We start from the raw sequence: 21,790 nt of genomic DNA, 5'->3' as shown, positions 1-21,790 counted from the left end.
AATTAATGCTTATCTTCTAATTCTACAATTTTGTTCGTGATCAAGTCCCGCTCTTTTTCCGCGACCTCACTGGAAATGATCTCTTCCCGTAACAAATGGCCAATGGCTTCATACTGGGCATAGAGCGAATGCTTTAATAAGGCGACTTCTTGTTTTTTTCGAAGTTCCGGGTGCTTCTCAAAAAGCTCGTCAATTTCCTCGTGCAAGGCGGTTCGTTGTTGCTCGTATTCCTCGATAATCCCTTTCGCTACCATTTCCGTAACGAACAGGTTCTTTTTAACTTTAATGATTTCCTGAATACCTGTCTCAAGCTGGTGGGCGCGTGCAATCAAGGATTCATATTCCTGATAGCCTTTGTCTTTTTTGTTGACACCTAACCAGGAAATAAGCGGTTTGATCGAAAGTCCTTGAACGACCAGGGAAAACAATACAACACTAAAGGCGAGCAGCAAAATTTCTTCGCGACCTTCAAAATCCCTTGGAAGACTGAGTACGAGCGCAATCGATAACGAACCTTTCAAGCCACCCCAGTTGAGAATATGCTTCCAGGAAAGCGGGATGTTTCTGATAAAGAAAAGACTGCTGTAAACCGCAACACTTCGAGCAATTAGCACGATCAAAATCGCGATGAAAATTAATCCCCAGTTCTCGGCAACGTTGATTCTGGTGATTTCTAAGCCGACCATTAAAAAGACGAGGGAATTGGCAAGCAATGTCGCCACATCCCAAAAGTTGCTAATATTCAATTTCGTTGCAGGACTCATGCCAATCTTGGAACCATAGTTGCCGAAGATCAATGCTGCAACGACAACGGCGATAACCCCTGAAGCATGAACGCTCTCCGCGAGTAAGAAAGCACCGTAAAAGAGAATAATACTGAAGATGATCTCCAGCGGATAATCATCGAAATATTTTGTCAGGCGGGAAAATCCATAGCCCAGTAAAGCCCCGATCATCAGACCTAATGCGACCACTTTAACAAATTCCCAAATGCCGTAACCTGCACCTAAAAGGCCAAGATCAAGATAGGAAATTAAAGAAAAAGCAGATATATTAAATAAGACGACTGCCAGCCCGTCATTAAATAAACTTTCCCCTTCAATGACAGTAGCCAGTCTTTTTTTGACACCGACGCTTTTAAAAATGGACAGCACACTGACCGGATCTGTCGCACTCATCAATGCTGCAAATACAAAGGCGGCAGGTATGGAAAATTGTAAAAGCCACATCGATGAAAAACCGATGATAATAAAGGACAAGAAGGTTCCGCCAAATGCCAGGGCGAGAATCGGCTTCTTATTATCATTCAGATGGGAAATCGGAAGCTTTAACGCTGCTTCCCCTAATAATGCAGGCAAGAACAACGTGATAATCACAAAATTAAAGACTTCTCCTTCGGTAATAAAATCCTTCAATGGTTCCAATACAGGAATGTTAATCAGCCCAATAACAGCCCCGACGATCACGAGCGCTATTGGGTAAGGCTGTTTAAATTTTTTTGCGATCGCTGTTATACCAGCGGCAATCATTACTAATATAAGTCCAAGCTGAAAAATATGATGTAGATCTAAATCATGCATATTTTGTTCCTCCCAAATATCCAGTTTCCTATACAATACTATTCATCATTCCCAATTTAAAGAAAAACTTTTCCTTTTGATTCCAATAAATAAAATCGATATTTTACAACATTTACTTGCGCCTCACGTAACGTTAGGTGATATGATGATAGTAATCAGTGGAAAGGGGCAGTAGTGATGGAGACGGAATGCTTTACGGTTAGTGTATTTGCGGCATATACCGGCGTTTCGATCCGGACCTTGCATTATTATGAGGAAAAGGGACTCATGAATCCCAAGCGGGATAGAATGACGGGTCACCGTATGTATGATAAGGACGATGCCATTCGGTTACATCAAATTGTTACGATGAAATTTCTCGGTCTTCCATTAAAGGAAATCAAATCGTATATACAATCAGACAATTTAGATATACGTTTTAAGGATACGTTAAGGCTGCAAGAGACGAAGCTGAAAGAGGAAAGAGAAAGGATCGACATCGCATTGGAAGCGATTCAACGAACTACCTATCTGATAGAGAAGGAGCAGGAGATAAACAGTAACCTGTTATTTAGCTTAATATCAGGAATGCAATCTGAGAAACAGCAAAAAGAAATGGCTAAGCCGATCATGAAGGATGACGTATTGTCGAAGCTTTTTGATGCTGCAATAACGGAGAAGGGGAGCGGAAGCTGCTTCAATTTTTCAAAGAGGTGAAGCGTTTGTCCGGTAAGCCTGCTGACGATCCTCAAGTAGAGGCGATGCTAGAGCATTTTCTTAACTACCTGCTGGAAAAATTAGATCTGCAAAGCTATCAGGAATTAGAACAAATCTTTAAAATGGATCTGGGACAAAAAGAGAACCAGGAGAAAATCGATCAATACTTGGAAGAGATGGATAAACTGTTCTATATTCCATTAACGACGAAAGAAGAAGCCTGGTTAGGTTACATCATAGAACAATATAATAGAGAAGGATAAGGAGCTATTCATTTATGAAAAATCAATCGGTCAAAGCTTTTCTGCAGCTAATGTTTTCATTAAAGTTACCAAAGTTTATTTTAATTCTCGGCTTAGCAGGCAGTGTGCTAACCACCTTGGTCGGTTTAACGATTCCCTTGCTGACACGGGAACTTGTCGATGGCTTTTCCTTCGCCTCGATCAGTGTAGGATTTATTGCCATGATTGTCGGCATTTTTATCCTGCACGCATTGGTGGATGGTCTGTCAGCCTATGCGCTCACCTATGTAGGGCAGAAGGTAGTTGCCGGCTTGCGTGAGGTGATTTGGACGAAGCTGATTCGGTTGCCTGTCCGGTATTTTGACCAGCAGCCGAGTGGCGAGTCAGTCAGTCGTGTGATAAATGATACCGGTATTGTCAAAAACCTGGTATCACAGCATTTTCCACAATTTATATCTGGTTTAATTTCGATTATAGGTGCAGTCATTATTTTGTTTATTATGGATTGGCGCATGACCTTAATTATGCTGGTGGCCGTCCCGATAACTGTATTGGTGATGGTGCCTCTCGGTTCCAGTATGTCGAAAGTATCCCGCAAGCTGCAGGATCAGACAGCAACGTTTCAAGGGGAAATCCAGCAGACGGTCAGTGAAATCAAGCTGATGAAATCATCCACAGCGGAAGGGGTAGAGCTGGAAAAAGGGAATAAAGGTATCCTTGCTTTACTGCAAACAGGCTTAAAGGAAGCGCGCATATTTGCCGTTGTTGGCCCATTTATGTATATGATTGTCATGTTTGTTATTGTCGTGATCATAGCATATGGCGGAATTCGAGTAGAGGAAGGCTCGATGTCAACCGGTTCATTGGTAGCGTTCCTGCTTTATTTATTCCAAATTGTTTTTCCGATCACGACGTTTGCGATGTTCTTTACGGAGCTCCAAAAAGCAAAAGGGGCGACAGGTCGCATTATGGAAATTCTTGAAGAAGATGTGGAAGAAAATCAGCAGGGGGTGGACCGTTCTATCGAAGGCTTGCCTGTAACCTTTGAGAACGTCGATTTCTCTTTTCAGGAAGGTGAACAAGTGATAAAAGGTGTTTCTTTTTCCGCTGCTTCGGGAGCGATGATTGCCTTTGCTGGGCCTAGTGGTGGAGGAAAAACAACCGTATTCGGCTTAATTGAACGCTACTATAACCCTACGAAAGGCCAGATAGCAGTTGGAGATCAGTCGATAGCGGAATTATCGATGCGCTCCTGGCGTTCACAGCTCGGTTATGTCTCCCAAGAAAGTTCGATGATGTCCGGGACGGTGCGTGAGAACCTAACCTATGGCTTGGATAATGCAGAAAAGGTAACCGATGAAGCACTTTGGGAAGTAGCAAAAATGGCATATGCCGAGCAATTTATTAAAGAGCTCCCGAAAGGATTAGATACCGAAGTGGGCGAAAGAGGGACCAAGCTGTCAGGTGGACAACGCCAGCGTATTAATATTGCCCGTGCCTTCCTGCGTAATCCGAAGCTGTTATTACTGGATGAGGCAACAGCAAGTCTGGACAGCCAATCAGAACAAGTCGTACAGAAAGCACTGCATCGTTTGATGGAAGGGAGAACGACCTTCGTCATTGCCCATCGATTATCCACTATCGTGCATGCTGATCAGATTGTTTTTATCGAAAATGGTGAGATTACCGGGAAAGGAACACATCAGGAACTGTTGGCGAATCATGCGTTGTACCGGTCGTTTGCGGAGCAGCAGTTGACATAAATGTTCGGAAATAATCAAAAGACAGGTATCTCCACCTGTCTTTTATATATGCTAATGGTTAAAAACCAATCCGAATCTGCACTAAATCCTGTATACTGCCGTCGCGTGGACTGCGAGTATAAACCCACAACTCTCCTGCTTGGGCAGTCGGTTGTTGATCAAAGGTAATGGCAGTGGAGAACATTCCATAAGCCGGTGCGCCTGCTGATGTTTGTATAGCTGTCTCCCTTTTTACCAGTTGGCCATTTTGATCGACTAGCTGATAGAGAATGGTTCCTTCAAAGGCACGTGCAATACCTCCAAACATCTGTCCTTCTTGCATAACCGTTCCCGGAAGCGGCTGAAACACAGCGATGTTATTGGAAGTGGGGAGCGGGATAATTAGCTGGTAACCAGGATAAATCACGTCAGGTGAGATGCCCGGACGTTGACGATTAGCTTCCAGCAGTGTGGATAATGAAACACCAAAGCGATAAGCAATCGTATTTTACGTATCCCCTTGTTCGATGACATAAATAAGAGCGGGAACTTGAAGAACCTGATGAGGATAAATAAGATCTGGATTCTCGATCTGATGATTGATTCCTTGGATTAAATCAACACTTGTTGCATATCGCCTGCTAATTTGATTTAATGTTTCTCCATTGCTAACAATGTGATTGACTTGTCTGTTGCCGGGTGTGGAGGTAACTAATACTTGACCGGGATAAATCAGGTAAGGATCGGTCACTGGTGGGTAGATCGCATTTGCTTCCACGAGTAAAGGAACCGTTCCACTTATACCGGTGGCGATCGAATATAACGTATCCCCTTGTTGAACTGTATAAATAAATGACGTCCCATTAACAATAGACATTACTATCACTCCTCCGTTCTATTTGTTGATCATAATCAGTGTATTCGCCTAATTTGGGAGTGGTGATTAATACCCTCATTTTGGCCCCGTTACCATAAGCCTTTCACGTTCATCCACTATTAACCCTATTTCAAAACATAGGTGCTTCCCGCTCCAGGCTACGAACCTCACTAGATGCTCATGTTCTTAATCTAAGGGACATGCGCCATCCAATAGAGACAAATATATCAAGACATCTACCTTTTTTTAAATAGATTAGGAGCAAGTCCAATCCGAATGCTTTATTTTTAATATAGTAAGTAGTGAAAGGTAGTGGAAAGGGGGAAAAAGCTTGGAAAGTATGAATAAAGAGTTGAATAAGTTATCAAAAAGCATAGCAGGATTTACTGTAAGAAATGTGTTACAGAAGCACAATATAACAAGTGATGAGTCTATTATAAATAAACTTTCAGGCGAGCAAAGAGAAGAATTAAGAAATATCGCCGAAAACTTAGACTCACTTGTTAATGATTTTGTTGCTAATAATAATCAAGAATCAGTGGAAAAAGGTGCGGAGTCTGTAGAAAGCCCTATCCGTGAATTGATGAAAAAAATCAATAAAAAGGAGAGTGGTAGATAATGAGTAAAAGAAAACGAGAAAGAGTAATCAATGAATTTTATGGCTGTGGTGGTTATAATAATTCCGCTGCCATTGAGAACACTGCTGATCAAAACTTCCAAAACCTCCAAGGTTCATTTGAATCAATTGAAGTAAGAGATTCATGTGATGTGAATATCACTTCTACTGATACGCAAGTAGCTGTATCTATTCAAGCTGCCTTACAAGTTGCAATCGCCCTTGTGGTAAACATTACTATCGCTGATAGTGATCGAGCGGAACTAGTTACACAAGAATTGTTGCAGCAAGCAGAAATTAATCAAGTCAATCAGCAAAGAATCTTAATTGAAGGGTCTAAGAACGTTGAAATTAGCACGTTGGATACAGATGTAGCTATTTCTCTGCAAGTACTGTTACAAATTCTATTGGCCCTTCTAATTCAACTAGATATCTTTTAAAATACGGAAGTTAATTTTAAAGACACTCCTTCAGATTTGGCCAACTCTGTGGCAGGGGTTGGCTTTTTAACTTACATAAGGAAACTTGCGCACAAAAGCTTTTCACGGATAAATCCTCTGTATGACCCGAGGATTTATCCGTGATGAATAGACTAAATACTTTATACAGCTTTCCGATTAAAATAAACATATCCACCAATGAAAAATAATAAAAAGCTTCCACCAACCACTGTTAGCAATTGATCCCATGGAACAAAAAAGACATCATTCGTACTGCCGCCTACATACATCATCGAAAATGGCTGTGCCCATGGATAGAAAGGACCGAACCGTTCTGAATTAACCGCCAGAATAGCTGGCAGTGTAAAGACAACATTGACGGCAAAAGGTGCGGCGAAGCTCTTGAACCAGATCGACATCCATAATTGTAAGGCAACAAGAGGTAACGTTGCCACCCATCCGCCAAAAATGCTTTTCCATAAAATATCTATTGGAAAGGGATCAGTAAAGCCTTGGATCACGCCAACGGCATACAACGAGCCAAGATACAGCAGCTGTATGATCATAACGAGCAGCATAAGCAGAAGATATTTTGCCACGAACACTCTTCCTCTTGTTACCGGTAAGGCTAATAGTTGCTTCCAGCCTCCAGCCTGGTGCTCATAACGGCAAATAACGCTGGCTAATACCCCTAATATTAATGGTAAAAATAATAAGGCATACGTCAGGTTCATCATCATGAAAGTGAGGTGCCATTCATTTGGAACACCTGATATCCCCATATTTGCTGTTAATCCAATAAGCAGTCCTACAAGTGGACCAACTAACAGTATGGGTAATATGTTTGATTTTTGCAGTTTAAACCATTCCGTCTGTAACAGCGCAAGCATTATTTCACGTCCCTTCTGGCAAAATCAAGCATGCCAATCAGATATAATAAGCACCCTGCACCAATGCCAAGCCCTACATTAATAAGGGGCTGATCCCACTGATTTGTTAAGGATGGCCATTTCCAAATCATCCAGTCTGGCAGGCTAAAAGAAGAATAGGCAAGAATCACCCCTAAAATACCGGTTGTGATCGGAATCCCCTGATTTTGACTCACCGTCGCTATCCAAAGCTGTAACGCCAAGACAGGTAAAACAGCAAAAAAGGGATAGATACTATGTTTCAATATTTCCACATAAGGAACATCACCTAAATCTAAAACCATCCCATAGGCAAGTGTGAAAACCATTAGTAGGATAGATGACACGAATAACAAGCTTGATAATACAGTGAATTTCGCCAAATAGACGCTTAGCTTCGAAACAGGAAGCGCAATAAGCTGCTTCCAGGCATTTGTTTCATTCTCAATGCTTGTCATAAACGAGGTCAGGATGGCGATCCCTAATACGAGTGCAAGCGGTATAAATACCGAAGTATTCATCAGAAAGTATTCCCAATCATTGTCGCTTTGCTGTAATAAATAATCTTTTCTTACCCCGTAATTTACCATTTGCAGTGCGATCACACCAAAGGGGCCTAAAAAAGTTAAAAACCAAAACCCTTTCCGTTTTATTTTCAAAAATTCGACAGTTAATAATTTTTTTATCATCCTGCTTGTTCCTCCTTCGTCATTTGCAGGAAGATGTCTTCGAGTGAACGCTTCTCTTCCTCTACTCGGTAAATCGCGATATCCTTATGGACGAGAAAGCGTATCGCTTCCGCTACTTGTTCGTCCGCGTATTCCGATAAGAAAATTAGGTCGTCTTGATAGTCTGCTTGGATGCCTTTCGCAAGTAAATAACGACATGCTTCTTTACTATTGCTAACCTTGATGGAGATTTTCTGTTTGGCAAGTTTGCGCATGACGTCAATGGAATCCTGAAAAATCATTTTTCCTTTTGTTACGATGCCAACAGTTGTTGCCATTTGGTCTATTTCGGATAATAAGTGACTGGAAATTAACACGGTCATCCCATGTTCAGCAGGTAATTGCTTAATTAATTGACGAATTTCAATAATCCCGGATGGATCAAGTCCATTCGTCGGTTCGTCCAATATTAACAGCTCGGGCTTGTTAAGTAAGGCCGCAGCTATGCCTAAGCGCTGCTTCATTCCTAGCGAAAATCCTTTTACTTTTTTGTTGGCTACGTCCGTTAAACGAACAATAGCTAACACCTCTTTGATTCTCGATTTAGGTACACCTAGAATTTTTCGCCAGGCTTCTAAGTTTTCATAGGCTGTTAAATGTGGATAATAAGAAGGGTTTTCTACTAAAGATCCCACTCGTGATAAGATACTGATACGTTCTTTCTTCAGGTCCTTTTGAAAAATTTGAACCGAACCGGATGAAGGTTTCATCAATCCGAGCAGCATCCGGATGGTCGTTGTTTTTCCTGCTCCATTCGGTCCTAGAAACCCATAAATTTCACCCTTTGGTATTTTCATATCCAAGCCTTCCACTGCTTTTTCTTTTCCAAATTTCTTTGTTAAATTAGTTGTGTTTACGATATATTCCATTATCCTCACCTCACTATCTATCTTATATAAGAAAGGTTAAATGCAGGTTAGGTGGAAGTTTAAATTTTGTTTAAAAATAACGCTGGGTCCGAAAATTTCAGGCAAAAGAGTGATACACGAGGCTCTAATGCATGAAGAGCAGTGGACTTCATGTGTTGGGTGATGCAATAGAACGCCGAGCGCATGAAGAGGGAGGAACTTCAGGCGGAAGGAATAGCAATAGAACGTCCAACGCATGAAGAAGGGGGAACTTCAAGCGTAAGGATTAGCGAGCGAACGCCCAACGCATGAAGAAGAGCAACCTTTATGCGAACTTAATAACATCACCAAACATCATCTGTCAGTACATAGAAAAAGCCTGAAGCTAATAAGCTTCAGGCCTTCCTTTTTTAAGTGAAAATATTCGCTTCGGCTGTAACTCAAGTTTTTACATAGTTTTGTTAGAGTCATCTTTTTTGTAACGCTTGATTTTAATAGTTGTCCCTTTATCGCTTGAATTGATGTCCCAATCCAGCTCCATGCCTTTCACCATCTTATCTACGATGGATAAACCGATGCCGGCGCCTTGCTGCTCAGAGTCATCTTTCATTCCTTTTCCACGATCTGAAATGATAATCGCATCATAAAGATTCGTCGATTCCGTGTGAATGGCTACGTATTTTCCGTGTTTAGCATGTCGTAACACGTTCTGAAAGAGATTATCATAGACTCGGTTTAGCCAAATGGGATCTATCAGCCATGTGTTATTCGCAAAATGCTGAATGTTAGCATCGATATCAAAGTCTTCCTTTTCAAAAACGGGATACCAGGAAGCGATAGATTCCCGCGTGAACCGGATGATATCTGTTTTTTGCAGGTCAAGTTTATACTTACTCGCCATCAATAAGGTATAGGACATTAAGTTTTCGATTAGCCGGTCTATATTGACTACCGAAGCCTTCAGTATTTTCATCGATTCTATCGAATCCCTCGGCAAATCTTTTTTGGCCAGCTTGAACGTTTGTGCATTGATTTTGGTTAAAGGAGTTCGGAGGTCGTGCGATAAATTCGCAATTAGCTCCTGACGCAATCGCTCTTCTTCTTGTTCACGTTCTCTGCTGTTTCTCAATTCCTCTACCATTTGATTAAAGGTTTGCTCCAGTTGCCCAATTTCATCCTTTTTTTTCACATCAATTTGTATCGGAAGACCATCGACATCACGTAATTCCATTGCCTCTTGTAATTGTAATAATCTCTTTCTAATGCCTCTGAAGAAAAGAAAGGAGATACATATAAAGATAAGGATTAATAGAACCATTCCTGCTAGCAAATAGACACCATACCGCTCATTTGCTTGTTGTGCAGGGGGTTGTAGAATTTCTCTGTTAATCTCAAAAACAATAAAACCATTAGACTGATTATTACCAAGAAAGGCGATGACGGTGAAAGGATCATTGTCGTATCTTTCTTTAATAAAATTTGCCGTATAAGCGGATGACCATTGATCCGGCAGCTCTTCACTCACATCCAATTGCTCACGGAGTTTATTTTCTCCATCTACCCAAAACATCGAAGCATCGGGATATTGTTCTTTCCATTCTGCGAAATGGGCAGCAATGTTATTGTCAGAAATAGACTTTATCTGATTTGCTTCCTGATGCCAATCCGCTTCTAATTTTTCAAAATCTGTATCTTCGTCTGTATAAGGGGAATCCATCGTATTCGACACACCTGTGATAAAAAGTGCAATAAACAAGTAGCCGATTTGTACGAGTGAGATGGCCAGAATGATAATCATCATATATTTAGCTAGTAAAGATCGAAAAAAAGGTTTCATTGTTTCACCCGATAGCCAATTCCGCGTATTGTTTCGATGATGGTTGGCTGCGCCGGATTTTCTTCCAGTTTTTCTCGCAAATAGCGAATGTGAACCATTAATGTCTTGTCCCCCTCTAGGTAGGGCTCACCCCAAACGCCTTCATAAAGCTGTTCTTTCGTAAGGATTTGATTTAGGTGACGAATAAAAAATTGGAGCAAATGAAACTGCTTGCCGGTCAATTTTATTTCTTCCTCATTATGTTGATTGATAATCATCATCGATTTTGTATCAATGCGTAAGTGACCAATGTGTATGGTATCCTGATTTTTTTGAAATCTTCTGAGCAAAACTGCCACACGTGCAGATAATTCCTCAGGGTGAAAAGGTTTCGTTAAATAATCATCAGCAAAGCTGAGCCCTTCTATTTTATCTTCCACAGCTGAACGAGCCGAAAGCATTAAAATCGGTAAGTCCTGTGCCTTCTGTTTAATCCGTTTACCGATGGAGAAGCCGTCCAATCCTGGCAGCATAATATCTAAAATAGCAATATCAATATTGTTTATATGCGATTCCAGCCGATCACCAGACTCCAGCCAGGTCACATCGTAGCCTCTTTCTGTCAAGTCCTCTGTTACCCAGCTGCCTATCTCTTTTTCATCTTCTATGTATAAGATTTTAACCAATGGTTGACCTCCTTTTAGCAAGGTTTTCATTCCATTATTTTACACGTTTTGTTTGTAAGATACTATGCTCTCTGTGAAAATTTTTAATAAGAATGTGATCATGAAGGGGGAAAAACTACCATGCATGTTTTCCATCAACATCATTCATACTAAGCAATAGACCATGATACGGAGGTTTGCCAGTTGAAATTAGTAGATGTGTATCGTGTCAAAACATATGTCATACTAGAACATGTCGATCGAGTAGTCGAGGGAATTCTGTCGATTGACGAGTTGAAAGTTGGCAATTACAGAAACGTTATGTGGCAGTCGAGAGATGGTATGGAGCAGTTTTTTCCATCAGAAGAGGCTGTTCCTGCTAAGGGAGCAGCGGGGGCGAAAACGACGCTTACTTCCATTCGTATTGAATTTTCCATTCCAAGAGATGAAGCATTATTGAGAAAGGTGATTGAAGAGGGGATTTACCCGAATCACCCGTGGGATGAACCGGTAGTGCAAGCTTCAGAGGAGAAAGAGGCTAGAAAGCACCAGTAAGAAAAGATAGGATCCTTTAATAAGTGATCCTATCTTTTCGCTTTAAACAGCTTTCGCACTGATTTCCACGTCCATATTGCCATTCGTCGCTCTAGAATAAGGGCACACTTTGTGCGCAGCTTCTACTAATGCAGACGCTTCTTCTTGTGTTACTCCTTCAATTTCTGCATAAAGTTTGGCAGATAAACCAAAACCTCCTGCATCTTTACCAATGCTTACCTCAGCCGTTACTTTAGATGTGATTTTTTTCTTTTGTTGCATCGCGACCATTTGTAAGGCGCTGTCGAAGCAAGCTGCATAACCAGCAGAGAATAATTGCTCTGGATTGGTGGTACCTTCTGCTTCTGTTCCTCCAAGTCCCTTTGGCATGGAAAGGGAAAGATCTAATGTTCCATCTGAAGAAGTAACCTTCCCTTGACGTCCACCCTCAGCAGTTGATTTCGCCGTATAAAGTGCGTTTCCCATTTAAACAACCTCCTAATTATTATTTAAGTTGTTCACAATTAAATTGTACACAACTTAAATGAAGAAGTCAAAAGAAATAATTTTTGCTATAATGGCGATAGGAGTGATGAACGATGACAGATCAGATCATAAAATTAGAAGATCAATTATGCTTTTCGCTATATGCCACCACACGAGAGATGACGAAGCGATACCGTCCATTATTAGAAGAACTGCAAATCACGTATCCACAATATTTGGTTTTATTAGTGCTTTGGGAAAAAGATGGTATTTCCGTAAAAGAATTAGGAACGCGGCTTTATTTAGATTCAGGCACCCTTACCCCGATGCTGAAGCGGATGGAGGAAAGTCAATTACTCGCCCGTAAGCGATCTGCCACAGATGAGCGTAGGGTAGTGGTCACCTTAACCGATAAAGGGCACGAGGCAAAAGAAAAAGCAGCCTGCATCCCAGCACGCTTATTAGAAAATGTCGACGGAGATCCAGCTGAGGTTGAGCAATTGAAGCAAACGTTAATGAAAATGTTGGCATCCTTGCATGAATTGAATGAGAAAGGGTTGTGATAGTAACGTATTTGATATATCTGAATTTTTTCGCTGGTAGCCTTTCCGCTATTCCACATGATTTGAGGAAAAGTTTGGGTGGAATGCTCAAACGGACAAAACGGGCTGTGAGAGTAGCATAAACGTCCGAAAGAAGCGTTCAATCGGACAAAACAGAGTGTGAAAGCCGCGTAAATGTCCAATAGAAATACATTATCGAACAATTATATAAGCAACACTTCCCTACCCCATTAAAGAAAGCCGAACATATCACGAATAGTATACAAACTATTCATGGAATGTTCGGCTTTGTAGAGGTAAATCCTTCAAATCGTTATGTCGTTATCTCGTTATTCACATGATATCGCCCAATTGGTACGACAGATGGAGATCCGGACACAGGGTCATCGATTACCGTACAATGAAGCCTGAAGATATCTTTAATCATGGTACGTGTGATTACCTCGGAAGGTGTTCCCTCTGCTACCAGTTTTCCTTCATGAAGCGCATAAATATGATCCGCATAGCGCGCCGACAAGTTGATATCATGGAGGACCATGACGATCGTTGTGCCGAACTTTCGATTAAGGTCGGTTAATAGATCAAGAATGTCAACTTGATAGGTAATATCCAGGAAGGTCGTCGGTTCATCAAGAAACAGAATATCTGTTTGCTGTGCCAGTGCCATGGCAATCCAGACACGCTGCCGTTGACCGCCAGACAACTCGTCAATATTATGATTGGCAAAACGGGTGATATCCATCAGATCCATCGCTTCTGCTACAGCCTCATAATCCTTTTTTGTCCATCCAGTCATTAAAGATTGGTGGGGGAATCTTCCCCGTCCGACCAAATCGGCAACAGATATGCCCTCCGGAACAATTGGAGATTGTGGTAATAATCCTAAGACACGTGCCAGCTGTTTGGGCGGAATTTTGTTAAGCTGCTTGTCATCCAGGGTAATGTCACCAGATATTGGCTTAATAAGTCGTGCCAGTGTTTTTAGCAAGGTTGACTTACCACAGCCATTTGCTCCGATAATCACACTTATTTTATTACTGGGGATTTCAAGGCTGATATCATGAATGATCGCTTTTTTGTCATAGCCGGCAACGATTTGATCTGCCTTGAAAGTATGTGTTTGTTTCATTATAAATCTCCCTTTCGATTCATTCGGATTAGCAAGTAGATCAGGTAGGGAGCTCCGAGTAACCCGGTTATGATTCCTACAGGATACCTGACTTCAAATGCAAATTGGCCAACCAGATCTGACGCCAGCACCAGATTCACCCCAACAAGCCCCGCTGGAATAATGTTTGAAAAGCCGACACCAACCAGTCTTTTGGCAATGGGTCCAGAAAGAAAAGCGACAAAAGCGATTGGACCGGTGATCGATGTAGCCAATGCAATCATACAGACAGAACTCAGAATCAGCGCAATTCTTGTTTTGTCCGTATGGACGCCTAGAGAAGCAGCTGTTTGTTCTCCAAGCTCCAGCATACTGAGATGTTTTCCGAGCAAAATAATGATCGGAGAAAAAATCAAGACGGTTAACAAAAGGGGCGGAAGCTCATCCATTTGCGATCCATTCAGACTGCCGTTCAGCCAGCGGAGTGCAGCAGGTATATCCTGTTGATCACCGATTAATAGAACATAAGAAATAAAGGCGTTAAGCATGGCCTGAATACCGATTCCGACTAAGATTAAGCGACCAATCGAAAAAGACTTTCCTTTTGATAACAAGTAAATAATCAGCACGGTAATCAGCCCAGCCACAACTGACGCAATCGATACGACCGCATTGCTCGTATGCAGAACGACAATGCAAAAAACCGCCGCCGCACTGGAGCCAGCTGTGATTCCAATTACGTTCGGATTTGCCAGCGGGTTACGTAACATTGTTTGGAAAGTGTTCCCGGCAATCCCGAAGGCAAATCCGGCAAAAAGCCCTGCCAGCATGCGTGGCAGACGTATCGTATTTACTGCAAAAGACGCACCTTGTATGTCCTCACCAGACAGTACGCGAATCACGTCCTGAATCGGATAAATCGTATTTCCAAGTAAAAGCATAGCACATGCGAGCGCACATGCGAGAACAGCTAGGAAACTAGTAACAAGTATCCATCGGCGTCGTCTTTGTCGTATCCCTGACATAATAAATGTAATAGATTCATTCTTCATATTGCACGCACTTTCGCTTTCATAGCTAGAATTATCAGTATGGGCGCTCCGATAAAGGCGGTCACTACACCGACTTCAAGTTCTCCCGGACTGCCGAGAAGTCTGCCGCATACATCTGAAATGGTCAAAATAATCGCCCCTGTGAAAGCAGACATCGGTATAATATAACGTTGATCGCTGCCGAGTATTAATCGAATCACATGTGTCGATAACAGTCCGATGAATCCAATCGGACCTGCCAGTGCCGTTGTTGCCCCACACAACAATACTCCCGCGAAAGCAGCGATTAATCTAAGTACTCCCGTTCTGACACCCAATCCTGTTGCTACCTCATCTCCCAGTGCCAATGCGTTAAGAGCGGCGGCAGATACAATCCCGATCGTAATGCCAATGACGAGAAAAGGAATAAAGGTAGAAATGTTGCTCCAGCTAGATGAACCAACACTGCCAACTTGCCAGAACCGAAACTGATCCATGACATATGAACGTGGAATCATAATCGCAACGACGAGTGAAGAGAGGGCGGCACTTGTTGCGGCACCTGCCAAAACAAGCTTAAGAGGCGTAGCACCGCCACGCCCCATTGAACCAATTCCGAATACAAAAATCGCCGTAATGACTGCACCAGCTAAGGCAAACCAAATGTATTGATTTGCCGTAGTGATGTTAAAAAAGGCAATACCGCACACAACGAACAATGATGCTCCAGTGTTTACGCCAAGTATACTTGGATCTGCAATCGGATTACGTGTGACTGCTTGCATAAGTGCTCCAGAAACACCAAGCGCTGCCCCGCAGAACAAACTGAAAATGGTACGGGTAATGCGCTGGCGCACCACGTTGGCATCATAGGTGTCGACTTCTAGATGAAATAAACCATCGATCAGTTCGTTAAACCCCACCAATCGCGATCCGAGAGCAAGTGATAATACGATGCAGAAAGCGAGTAAAACAAAGCATAAAACGAGAACCTTTGTGAAGTGTTTCGGAATATATCGATTCAGCTCTTTTCCTTTTGTTTCTACTAGATTATTCATCGATCTTACGGATAGCTTCTCCAATTAATTCAAGATATTGGTCAATGGTATACTCGATGGAAAGTGGATTCGGGTTTCCGGACGCTGCTAAAGGAGTACCATTACCAATAAATACAACAGAGCCGCGTTCAATCGCTGGAATTTTGCCAAGCAGCGGGTCCGCTTTTACTGCTTCATATAAGTCTTCGCCACCATATCCAATAATAATATCGGCATCGTTAAGCACATCTGCATTTTCTGCGCTTAATTTTAATGAATAGCTAGATTCATCTTCGATTTGATTTGTGACACTTTCAGGGTACTCCATGCCTAACTCAATTAGGAAAGCACCACGTGGATCTGTTGGTGTATAAAGGTGCAGTTGTGACATGTCATCGGCTGAGAAGTTCACCCAGACCACTTTCTTACCGTCGATTTCAGGATATTCACTTGCTTTTTCCTCGATTAATTGTTCGGTATCAGCAATAAGTTGCTCTCCTTCTTCTTCCATGCCCATACCTTTTGCGTTTAACAGTACTTGTTCACGCCATGTTGTTACCCAAGGACCAGATTGATAGGCAACTACAGGAGCGATTTCACTTAGAATATCATAATCTTCCTGTGTAATCCCTGAATATGCAGCAAGGATTACATCCGGGTTCGTATCGGCAATCGCTTCAAAATCAAGTCCATCTGTATCTTGGAATATGTTAGGGTCTTCTGCACCTAATTCATCCAGTTTTTCTTTTGTCCAAGGCAGAAGTCCACTATCGTCCTGAACCCCATAATTAGCTGCTGAGAAACCTACCGGTACTACGCCAAGTGCAAGCGCCACATCGTGGTTCGCCCATTGAATAGTAGCAACACGTTCAGGCTTTTCTTCAATAACTGTTTCACCAAAAGCATGCTCGATGACGATAGGATATTCAGAAGCCGCTTCTTCGGTATCAGTAGATTCTGTTTCCGTTTCTTCTGCATTTGCTGTATTATCATCAGAATTAGCAGTCTCCTCATTATCAGATGAACAGCCGATTAACAAGAACATCATCATTGTAAAAAGTAATAAAGAACTAAGTGCGAGTTTTCTTTTCATTTACATCCCAACCTTTTATGTAATTAAGTTTTATAAGAAGATAGTTCGAACGTCACAACAAAATAAATACTATGCATTTCCTCCTTGATAGTAGTTTTGAATTATTTGATAATGATTATCATTGTTAATAGTATGCGAGCGCTTTATATTTGTCAATGAGAAATATTGTAAATAAAGATAAGAAATTAGTAGATAGAGCCTATGCTTATTATGGTTATTAAAATAGTTTACTATTAAACTATTTAGCGTTAAACTATATGAAAAAGTAGAGAGAAGGTGTGTGTACAATGGGAAGAGTAGAAGGTAAAGTAGCATTAGTAACCGGCGGAGCATCCGGAATAGGTTTGTCGAGTGCACGTCTTTTGGCAAAAGAAGGGGCAAGAGTTGTCATCGGTGATTACAATGTGGAGGGGGCCAAGGCTGCTGCGAAGGAAATCGAAGAAAACGGTGGCAGTGCATCCGCTATTTTTCTCGATGCTTCTCAGCAAGCATCTATTAAAGAAGCGGTAGAGTTTACCGTTAAGACCTATGGAAAAATAAACGTGCTGTTTAACAATGTTGGATTAACAAACTTACAAAAAGACCTGGATGTCGTCCACATCGATTTAGAGGAATGGGACCGTCTGATGGATGTGAATCTAAAAAGTGTTTTATTAGGAAGCCGCTATGCTATTCCTTACATGAAAGAGGCTGGCGGAGGTTCGATTATTAATACGGCCTCGATGGCTGGTTTTGCATCAGATGCGATTCGTTCCGCATATGGTGCAACGAAAGCGGCAGTTGTCAATTTAACATCGTATATCTCGACTCAATATGGTAAAGACCACATTCGTTGTAATGCAGTAGCTCCGGGGTTAATTTTGACACCTGCTGCTGAGAAGAACCTGCCACAGGAAGTACAGGATATTTTTCTGAAATTCAACGCGCTTCCGTATAATGGAGAGCCAGATGATATTGGTTATACGGTCTTGTTTTTAGCTTCAGATGAGTCGAAATACATTACGGGACAAACGATAAAAGTAGAAGGTGGCCACTATATCGCGAATCCGTCTATTGCGGATTTTAATCAATATATGCAGCAGGGGGAATAGACATTAGGCTGAGGTAATAGCTGGACAATAAAAAGCCGAAGCTAACACGTCGAACAAGATTCGTGCTAGCATCGGCTTTTCGGTTATGCCTAGCTGAGAAAGTTTTGTGCTGTAGCGTCCATTCGATCAAAAGGACCGTATGAGAAGCGCGTAATGAACGAAAGCGCGCGCCATACATCCACTAATACGCTACCTCAAAATGCATCATGATCACAAAGGTCTGCAAATTACATGCACACGATTAAAGCCATAAACTAAGGGCAAACTGTCCAAGCTTCCCTTTTTCCGATTTTTTCATAACTTTAGTATCCCTGCATCGTCTGATTCAATTCATCCGCTAATTCTGCAACCTTTGAGCCAACTTCTCCAATTTCCTGGAGGATTTGAATGAAGTTCAGCATTTCCTGGTTGTTGCGTTCGTTTTGCTCTTTATTGGTTAAGCTCGATGCGAGAATATCTTCAAAGTTTTGAATCGTTTCTTGTACATATTCATTTACACTCAGTGACTTAGCGTTGATCTCATTGATTCGTCCAACGAGATCTGCAATATGATCGGTCGTCGAATGGATCATAGTCGTAATATTGCTGGATGATGCTTTGGTTTGTTCCGCGAGCTTTCGTACTTCAGAAGCTACTACAGAGAAACCTTTACCGTGTTCGCCAGCTCTTGCTGCTTCAATCGCTGCATTTAGTGCTAAAAGGTTGGTTTGTTCCGCAATTTCGGTAATGACGGCCACGATGTCACCTATTTCTCTGGAGTTCGCTTCTAAGGAACTGAACCTTGTTTTGATCTCGTTGACACTAGAAGTTAGTGAATCCGTTTCTGCCATGACCTGATCAAGCTGTTTTCTACCGGTTTCCGCGGTTTCCTGTGTCGCATTGGACGAGGCCAGGCCTTCGCTTAAATCATGCTGAATACTGCCCGAGCGGTCAACAGCATCCTCAACAGAGGCACCGACTTCTTCGGACATCCCTGCTAATTCTTCAGTAATGGAGCCAATCGAGTGTTTGACACCTTGCTTCGCCTGATTTTCCTTATCAGCAGCAGCTTCTTGCTGCAGTTCCTGCAAGGCAGATAGACATAGCTGTAATTCCAAATTGAGAACTTTACTTACTACTTTCGTTGCGAGGGAATAACTTTCTAAATCTTCCTTATATACCTCTTTTAAAATATCAAAAATATGATTGGCCATAATTTGATTCGTACAGATATACCATCTGACTTCCACGCCAACTTTTAAATAATAGCTGCTGATTCGATAACGTTTCTCAGCAAATGCATCATTAATAATACCATCGAAAAAACTGATCACATAGTTTTGGCAGCCTTCTAAATCAATGCCGATTGCTGTCATATCGACTACTTTTCGGATTCCTTCCGAGCGATGGTAATAAATCGGGTTATAGATGTCCGCGATATGCTCCTGAATCAGTGGCTGAAGCGTTCTTGCCACAGCTAGATCCTCAAGTGTTAACTCAATAATTTCCATTTGTTCGAGCAATTGAGTATCCTTTTGTATGTCTATCTTTACATGTGGTCTCTCTTTTTCTGCTGCTGCTAATAATGTGGTTGTTTTTTGCTTTTTGGTAAAAATACTCATGATAAACTCCTTCAGTTACATAATCTTGTAGTATGATTATCGGAAAAAAAGCAGTAAATCTGAAGAGTAAGCAAAAAATTTCTAATAATTGGATTTGTTCTCTTGTGTGGTCTTCGTTAGAAATAAAGTGATAATAAGTATTAACTCAAAACCGTTGGTAATCGCTGCACTATTAATGGGGATATTTACTATGCTGCCCATGGACATGAGCAATACACCAGCAAACATCCACGGCCAGCGTCGGCGCATCCAAATGACCAAACTGGTAATCAATAGAACCATCGTAACGATTAAAATCATGAGCGGTGGACCATTGGAGTCCTCTATTGGTGCATAACGTAATACACCATACTCCCATTGCGGCTGTATAGATAGATGGAGAACCTCAAATCGAATCTCAAACAGAATTAAACAGGTCGTAACAGCAAGGAAGGCAACAAACAAAATTGTCCTGAGCCTGCCCTTTATTTGCAAAATGCCAAAACAGTATAGCACCAGTGTTGGAGTAAACAATGCATGACTCCAATAGCGCAGAAGGTTTAAGTTTTCTAATATCGGTCCTTCCCCAATAAATTTTCCAAAAGCTAAGACGACATTATCGAATACAAGGCCAATTATAACCAGGAACAAAAAAGAGCCCCATGACCAAATGCGGGCAGTGGGTGTAACTAGCAATCCGTAGATGAATAAGGCGGCATATACAACAGCGTACAAAAGATAGAGGTAATTATCCATATTTTCTCTCCTTGCCAGACAGTATTAGTGGTCATCTAACCAGCTTAATAGTACTTCGGATATGATATCTTGCTGCTCGGACACTGAAATAGAGGCTTGCTCATCCCCTTTTTGGGGACCATAAATGCCAAATTGAGCATGATTACCACCCTCTATCTCAACCAGTTTCGCTTCCTTCGATAATAAATCCTGTGTTTCATTGATTTTTTCTATAGTGGTTAAGCCATCGTTTTCTGCATAAATAGATAACATTGGTACTGATGTATCTGAGAAATCATTACTATTTGCAGGATACGATCCGAGAAAAAAGATACCAGTAATGATATCAGGATTTTCATCTGCAAACTTCGCCGCTGCAACCCCACCCAATGAATGGCCACCAATAAACCAATTATCAATGGCCGGGTATTGTGCGACTAAATCCGCCGCTTTATTTGTTTCTAGAATCGGGAAATTGAGTCGTATTTTAGGTATAGCAACGAAATAGCCCTCATTAGATATTGTTTGTCCATAGTAACTGTATGCTTCCGGCTCTACCTTGGCACCAGGGTATATTATGATCCCTTTTCTTGCTTCCTTAGAGGTGGGTTCAAAAAGCAGCCAATCTTCATCATATTGCAAGGAAGTGGTGTCTACAAGTTCATCAAGTGTCTCAGAAGGTGAATAGGTTTGCTGGGACCAATAATAAAAAAATGCCAAACCTGTAATAACGAATAAGGCAAGTAAAATTAACATTCTTTTCAACCATTTTTTCATATGAAATTCTCTCTCCATTTTTATAGTATGAGTTATCTATTATATTATGGTTAAAGGCAGCAAAAGAAAAGAAAAACGCGATATCATGGGTACTTGCAAATGATATCGCGTTACTTATACAGAATTTTTTACTTAAAGTCTACTGTTTTTGGCGTATCCAGCTCATCATCATTTAATAATTTGATTTCATTCGGTGTCATCTTCAATACGATTAGTTCCGGATCGTCTTTCGATTTGAAATAGGTCTTATCTTGATTTTCCCAGATCCAGTCAATTGTTTCTTGGTCCTCTACTATTTCAGCTCTTCCGGCAAATTCCACAAAACTGTGATTTTTCGTTTCTTCGTAGCCTAACAAAATATGCACATGTGGATTGCTTTCGATTTCATCCACTTTGAGAGAATCTTTACTTGTCTTCGTGTATAACACCTCTTCATCATTATAAAACATCATATAACGACTGTTTGGAAGGTTATCATGAATGGTGGACAGCACGCCTACTTTCGAAATATCCAGCACATCTTTGATGGCTTTGATTGCTTTTTCTTTACTCATCTATATCACCTCTGTAAGGAGTATTCCCTGAGAAAAAAGAAAA

The 21,790-nt window shown here is 41.4% G+C and carries 25 protein-coding genes; 8 read left to right on the top strand and 17 right to left on the bottom strand.

Features of this window, described 5'->3' with window-relative positions; genetic code table 11:
* Positions 1–2: 2 nt before the first annotated feature.
* Entirely contained in the window at positions 3–1,580 is a 1,578-nt protein-coding gene (locus MUN87_RS13160; protein ID WP_244740793.1) for a cation:proton antiporter, read from the bottom strand.
* 177 nt (positions 1,581–1,757) lie between these two features.
* Between MUN87_RS13160 and MUN87_RS13155 the strand changes: the two genes are divergently transcribed.
* The 3 genes from MUN87_RS13155 to MUN87_RS13145 are packed head-to-tail and all read left to right on the top strand — an operon-like array spanning position 1,758 to position 4,281.
* Positions 1,758–2,276 carry a MerR family transcriptional regulator gene (locus tag MUN87_RS13155; RefSeq protein WP_244740792.1) on the top strand — a complete coding sequence of 173 codons (519 nt, stop codon included), beginning with the start codon at positions 1,758–1,760 and terminating at the stop codon, positions 2,274–2,276.
* 5 nt (positions 2,277–2,281) lie between these two features.
* Positions 2,282–2,539: a hypothetical protein gene (locus MUN87_RS13150; RefSeq protein WP_244740790.1), complete on the top strand. Its 258-nt coding sequence runs from the start codon at positions 2,282–2,284 to the stop codon at positions 2,537–2,539.
* Positions 2,540–2,553: 14 nt separating this feature from the next.
* Entirely contained in the window at positions 2,554–4,281 is a 1,728-nt protein-coding gene (locus MUN87_RS13145; protein ID WP_244740789.1) for an ABC transporter ATP-binding protein, read from the top strand.
* A 58-nt stretch (positions 4,282–4,339) separates the two neighbouring features.
* Here MUN87_RS13145 and MUN87_RS13140 read toward each other — a convergent pair whose 3' ends face one another.
* Positions 4,340–4,588, bottom strand: coding sequence for a Gmad2 immunoglobulin-like domain-containing protein (locus tag MUN87_RS13140; RefSeq protein WP_244740787.1), 249 nt, complete (start codon positions 4,586–4,588; stop codon positions 4,340–4,342).
* 180 nt (positions 4,589–4,768) lie between these two features.
* Positions 4,769–5,137, bottom strand: a complete 369-nt coding sequence (locus MUN87_RS13130; protein WP_244740785.1) for a LysM peptidoglycan-binding domain-containing protein — start codon at positions 5,135–5,137, stop codon at positions 4,769–4,771.
* Positions 5,138–5,468: 331 nt separating this feature from the next.
* On the opposite strand from MUN87_RS13130, the gene MUN87_RS13125 reads away from it, so the two are divergent.
* On the top strand, positions 5,469–5,756 hold the full coding sequence (locus tag MUN87_RS13125) for a hypothetical protein (RefSeq protein ID WP_244740784.1): 288 nt from the start codon (positions 5,469–5,471) through the stop codon (positions 5,754–5,756).
* Positions 5,756–6,193 (top strand): spore coat protein, encoded by a 438-nt coding sequence (locus tag MUN87_RS13120; protein ID WP_244740781.1) that lies wholly within the window; start codon positions 5,756–5,758, stop codon positions 6,191–6,193. The genes MUN87_RS13125 and MUN87_RS13120 overlap by 1 nt, the downstream gene beginning before the upstream one ends.
* 161 nt (positions 6,194–6,354) lie before the next feature.
* On the opposite strand, the gene MUN87_RS13115 is transcribed toward MUN87_RS13120, so the two are convergent.
* The 5 genes from MUN87_RS13115 to MUN87_RS13095 form a co-directional block, all read right to left on the bottom strand.
* Complete coding sequence (locus tag MUN87_RS13115) at positions 6,355–7,083, bottom strand: ABC transporter permease (RefSeq protein ID WP_244740778.1); 729 nt, start codon at positions 7,081–7,083, stop codon at positions 6,355–6,357.
* The gene (locus tag MUN87_RS13110; RefSeq protein ID WP_244740776.1) at positions 7,083–7,790 is read right to left on the bottom strand and encodes an ABC transporter permease; all 708 of its coding nucleotides are present in this window, start codon (positions 7,788–7,790) and stop codon (positions 7,083–7,085) included. The genes MUN87_RS13115 and MUN87_RS13110 overlap by 1 nt, the downstream gene beginning before the upstream one ends.
* Positions 7,787–8,698, bottom strand: coding sequence for an ABC transporter ATP-binding protein (locus MUN87_RS13105; protein ID WP_244740775.1), 912 nt, complete (start codon positions 8,696–8,698; stop codon positions 7,787–7,789). Before MUN87_RS13105 ends, MUN87_RS13110 begins: the two co-directional genes overlap by 4 nt.
* A 427-nt stretch (positions 8,699–9,125) precedes the next feature.
* Positions 9,126–10,514, bottom strand: a complete 1,389-nt coding sequence (locus MUN87_RS13100; protein ID WP_244740773.1) for a sensor histidine kinase — start codon at positions 10,512–10,514, stop codon at positions 9,126–9,128.
* Complete coding sequence (locus tag MUN87_RS13095) at positions 10,511–11,179, bottom strand: response regulator transcription factor (RefSeq protein ID WP_244740771.1); 669 nt, start codon at positions 11,177–11,179, stop codon at positions 10,511–10,513. Before MUN87_RS13095 ends, MUN87_RS13100 begins: the two co-directional genes overlap by 4 nt.
* A gap of 183 nt (positions 11,180–11,362) precedes the next feature.
* Between MUN87_RS13095 and MUN87_RS13090 the strand changes: the two genes are divergently transcribed.
* Entirely contained in the window at positions 11,363–11,713 is a 351-nt protein-coding gene (locus MUN87_RS13090) for a YqfO family protein (RefSeq protein WP_244740769.1), read from the top strand.
* A 42-nt stretch (positions 11,714–11,755) separates the two neighbouring features.
* On the opposite strand, the gene MUN87_RS13085 is transcribed toward MUN87_RS13090, so the two are convergent.
* Positions 11,756–12,178, bottom strand: a complete 423-nt coding sequence (locus MUN87_RS13085) for an organic hydroperoxide resistance protein (protein ID WP_244740766.1) — start codon at positions 12,176–12,178, stop codon at positions 11,756–11,758.
* Positions 12,179–12,291: 113 nt separating this feature from the next.
* On the opposite strand from MUN87_RS13085, the gene MUN87_RS13080 reads away from it, so the two are divergent.
* A complete protein-coding gene (locus MUN87_RS13080) occupies positions 12,292–12,741 on the top strand; it encodes a MarR family winged helix-turn-helix transcriptional regulator (RefSeq protein ID WP_244740764.1) in 450 nt (149 codons plus the stop codon).
* Between the two features lie 313 nt (positions 12,742–13,054).
* On the opposite strand, the gene MUN87_RS13075 is transcribed toward MUN87_RS13080, so the two are convergent.
* Genes MUN87_RS13075 through MUN87_RS13060 form a run of 4 tightly spaced genes read right to left on the bottom strand, consistent with a single transcriptional unit; the run spans position 13,055 to position 17,010 of the window.
* Positions 13,055–13,870 (bottom strand): ABC transporter ATP-binding protein, encoded by an 816-nt coding sequence (locus tag MUN87_RS13075; RefSeq protein WP_244740762.1) that lies wholly within the window; start codon positions 13,868–13,870, stop codon positions 13,055–13,057.
* Positions 13,870–14,901 carry a FecCD family ABC transporter permease gene (locus MUN87_RS13070; protein WP_244740761.1) on the bottom strand — a complete coding sequence of 344 codons (1,032 nt, stop codon included), beginning with the start codon at positions 14,899–14,901 and terminating at the stop codon, positions 13,870–13,872. Before MUN87_RS13070 ends, MUN87_RS13075 begins: the two co-directional genes overlap by 1 nt.
* Positions 14,898–15,938 (bottom strand): FecCD family ABC transporter permease, encoded by a 1,041-nt coding sequence (locus MUN87_RS13065; RefSeq protein ID WP_244740759.1) that lies wholly within the window; start codon positions 15,936–15,938, stop codon positions 14,898–14,900. Before MUN87_RS13065 ends, MUN87_RS13070 begins: the two co-directional genes overlap by 4 nt.
* Complete coding sequence (locus tag MUN87_RS13060; protein WP_244740757.1) at positions 15,931–17,010, bottom strand: iron-siderophore ABC transporter substrate-binding protein; 1,080 nt, start codon at positions 17,008–17,010, stop codon at positions 15,931–15,933. The genes MUN87_RS13065 and MUN87_RS13060 overlap by 8 nt, the downstream gene beginning before the upstream one ends.
* A 287-nt stretch (positions 17,011–17,297) precedes the next feature.
* Here MUN87_RS13060 and MUN87_RS13055 point away from each other — a divergent pair, with 287 nt between their 5' ends.
* Entirely contained in the window at positions 17,298–18,101 is an 804-nt protein-coding gene (locus MUN87_RS13055; RefSeq protein WP_244740755.1) for an SDR family NAD(P)-dependent oxidoreductase, read from the top strand.
* A gap of 302 nt (positions 18,102–18,403) precedes the next feature.
* On the opposite strand, the gene MUN87_RS13050 is transcribed toward MUN87_RS13055, so the two are convergent.
* The 4 genes from MUN87_RS13050 to MUN87_RS13035 form a co-directional block, all read right to left on the bottom strand.
* The gene (locus MUN87_RS13050; RefSeq protein WP_305037393.1) at positions 18,404–19,702 is read right to left on the bottom strand and encodes a globin-coupled sensor protein; all 1,299 of its coding nucleotides are present in this window, start codon (positions 19,700–19,702) and stop codon (positions 18,404–18,406) included.
* An 81-nt stretch (positions 19,703–19,783) separates the two neighbouring features.
* Complete coding sequence (locus MUN87_RS13045) at positions 19,784–20,437, bottom strand: hypothetical protein (protein WP_244740753.1); 654 nt, start codon at positions 20,435–20,437, stop codon at positions 19,784–19,786.
* A 24-nt stretch (positions 20,438–20,461) separates the two neighbouring features.
* Positions 20,462–21,193 carry an alpha/beta hydrolase gene (locus tag MUN87_RS13040; protein WP_244740752.1) on the bottom strand — a complete coding sequence of 244 codons (732 nt, stop codon included), beginning with the start codon at positions 21,191–21,193 and terminating at the stop codon, positions 20,462–20,464.
* Positions 21,194–21,321: 128 nt separating this feature from the next.
* Positions 21,322–21,747 (bottom strand): pyridoxamine 5'-phosphate oxidase family protein, encoded by a 426-nt coding sequence (locus MUN87_RS13035; protein ID WP_244740750.1) that lies wholly within the window; start codon positions 21,745–21,747, stop codon positions 21,322–21,324.
* Positions 21,748–21,790: the final 43 nt, after the last annotated feature.

Source organism: Gracilibacillus salinarum, assembly GCF_022919575.1.
Classification (GTDB): Bacteria; Bacillota; Bacilli; order Bacillales; family Amphibacillaceae; genus Gracilibacillus; species Gracilibacillus salinarum.
This window is presented reverse-complemented; position numbering and strand designations above follow the sequence as displayed.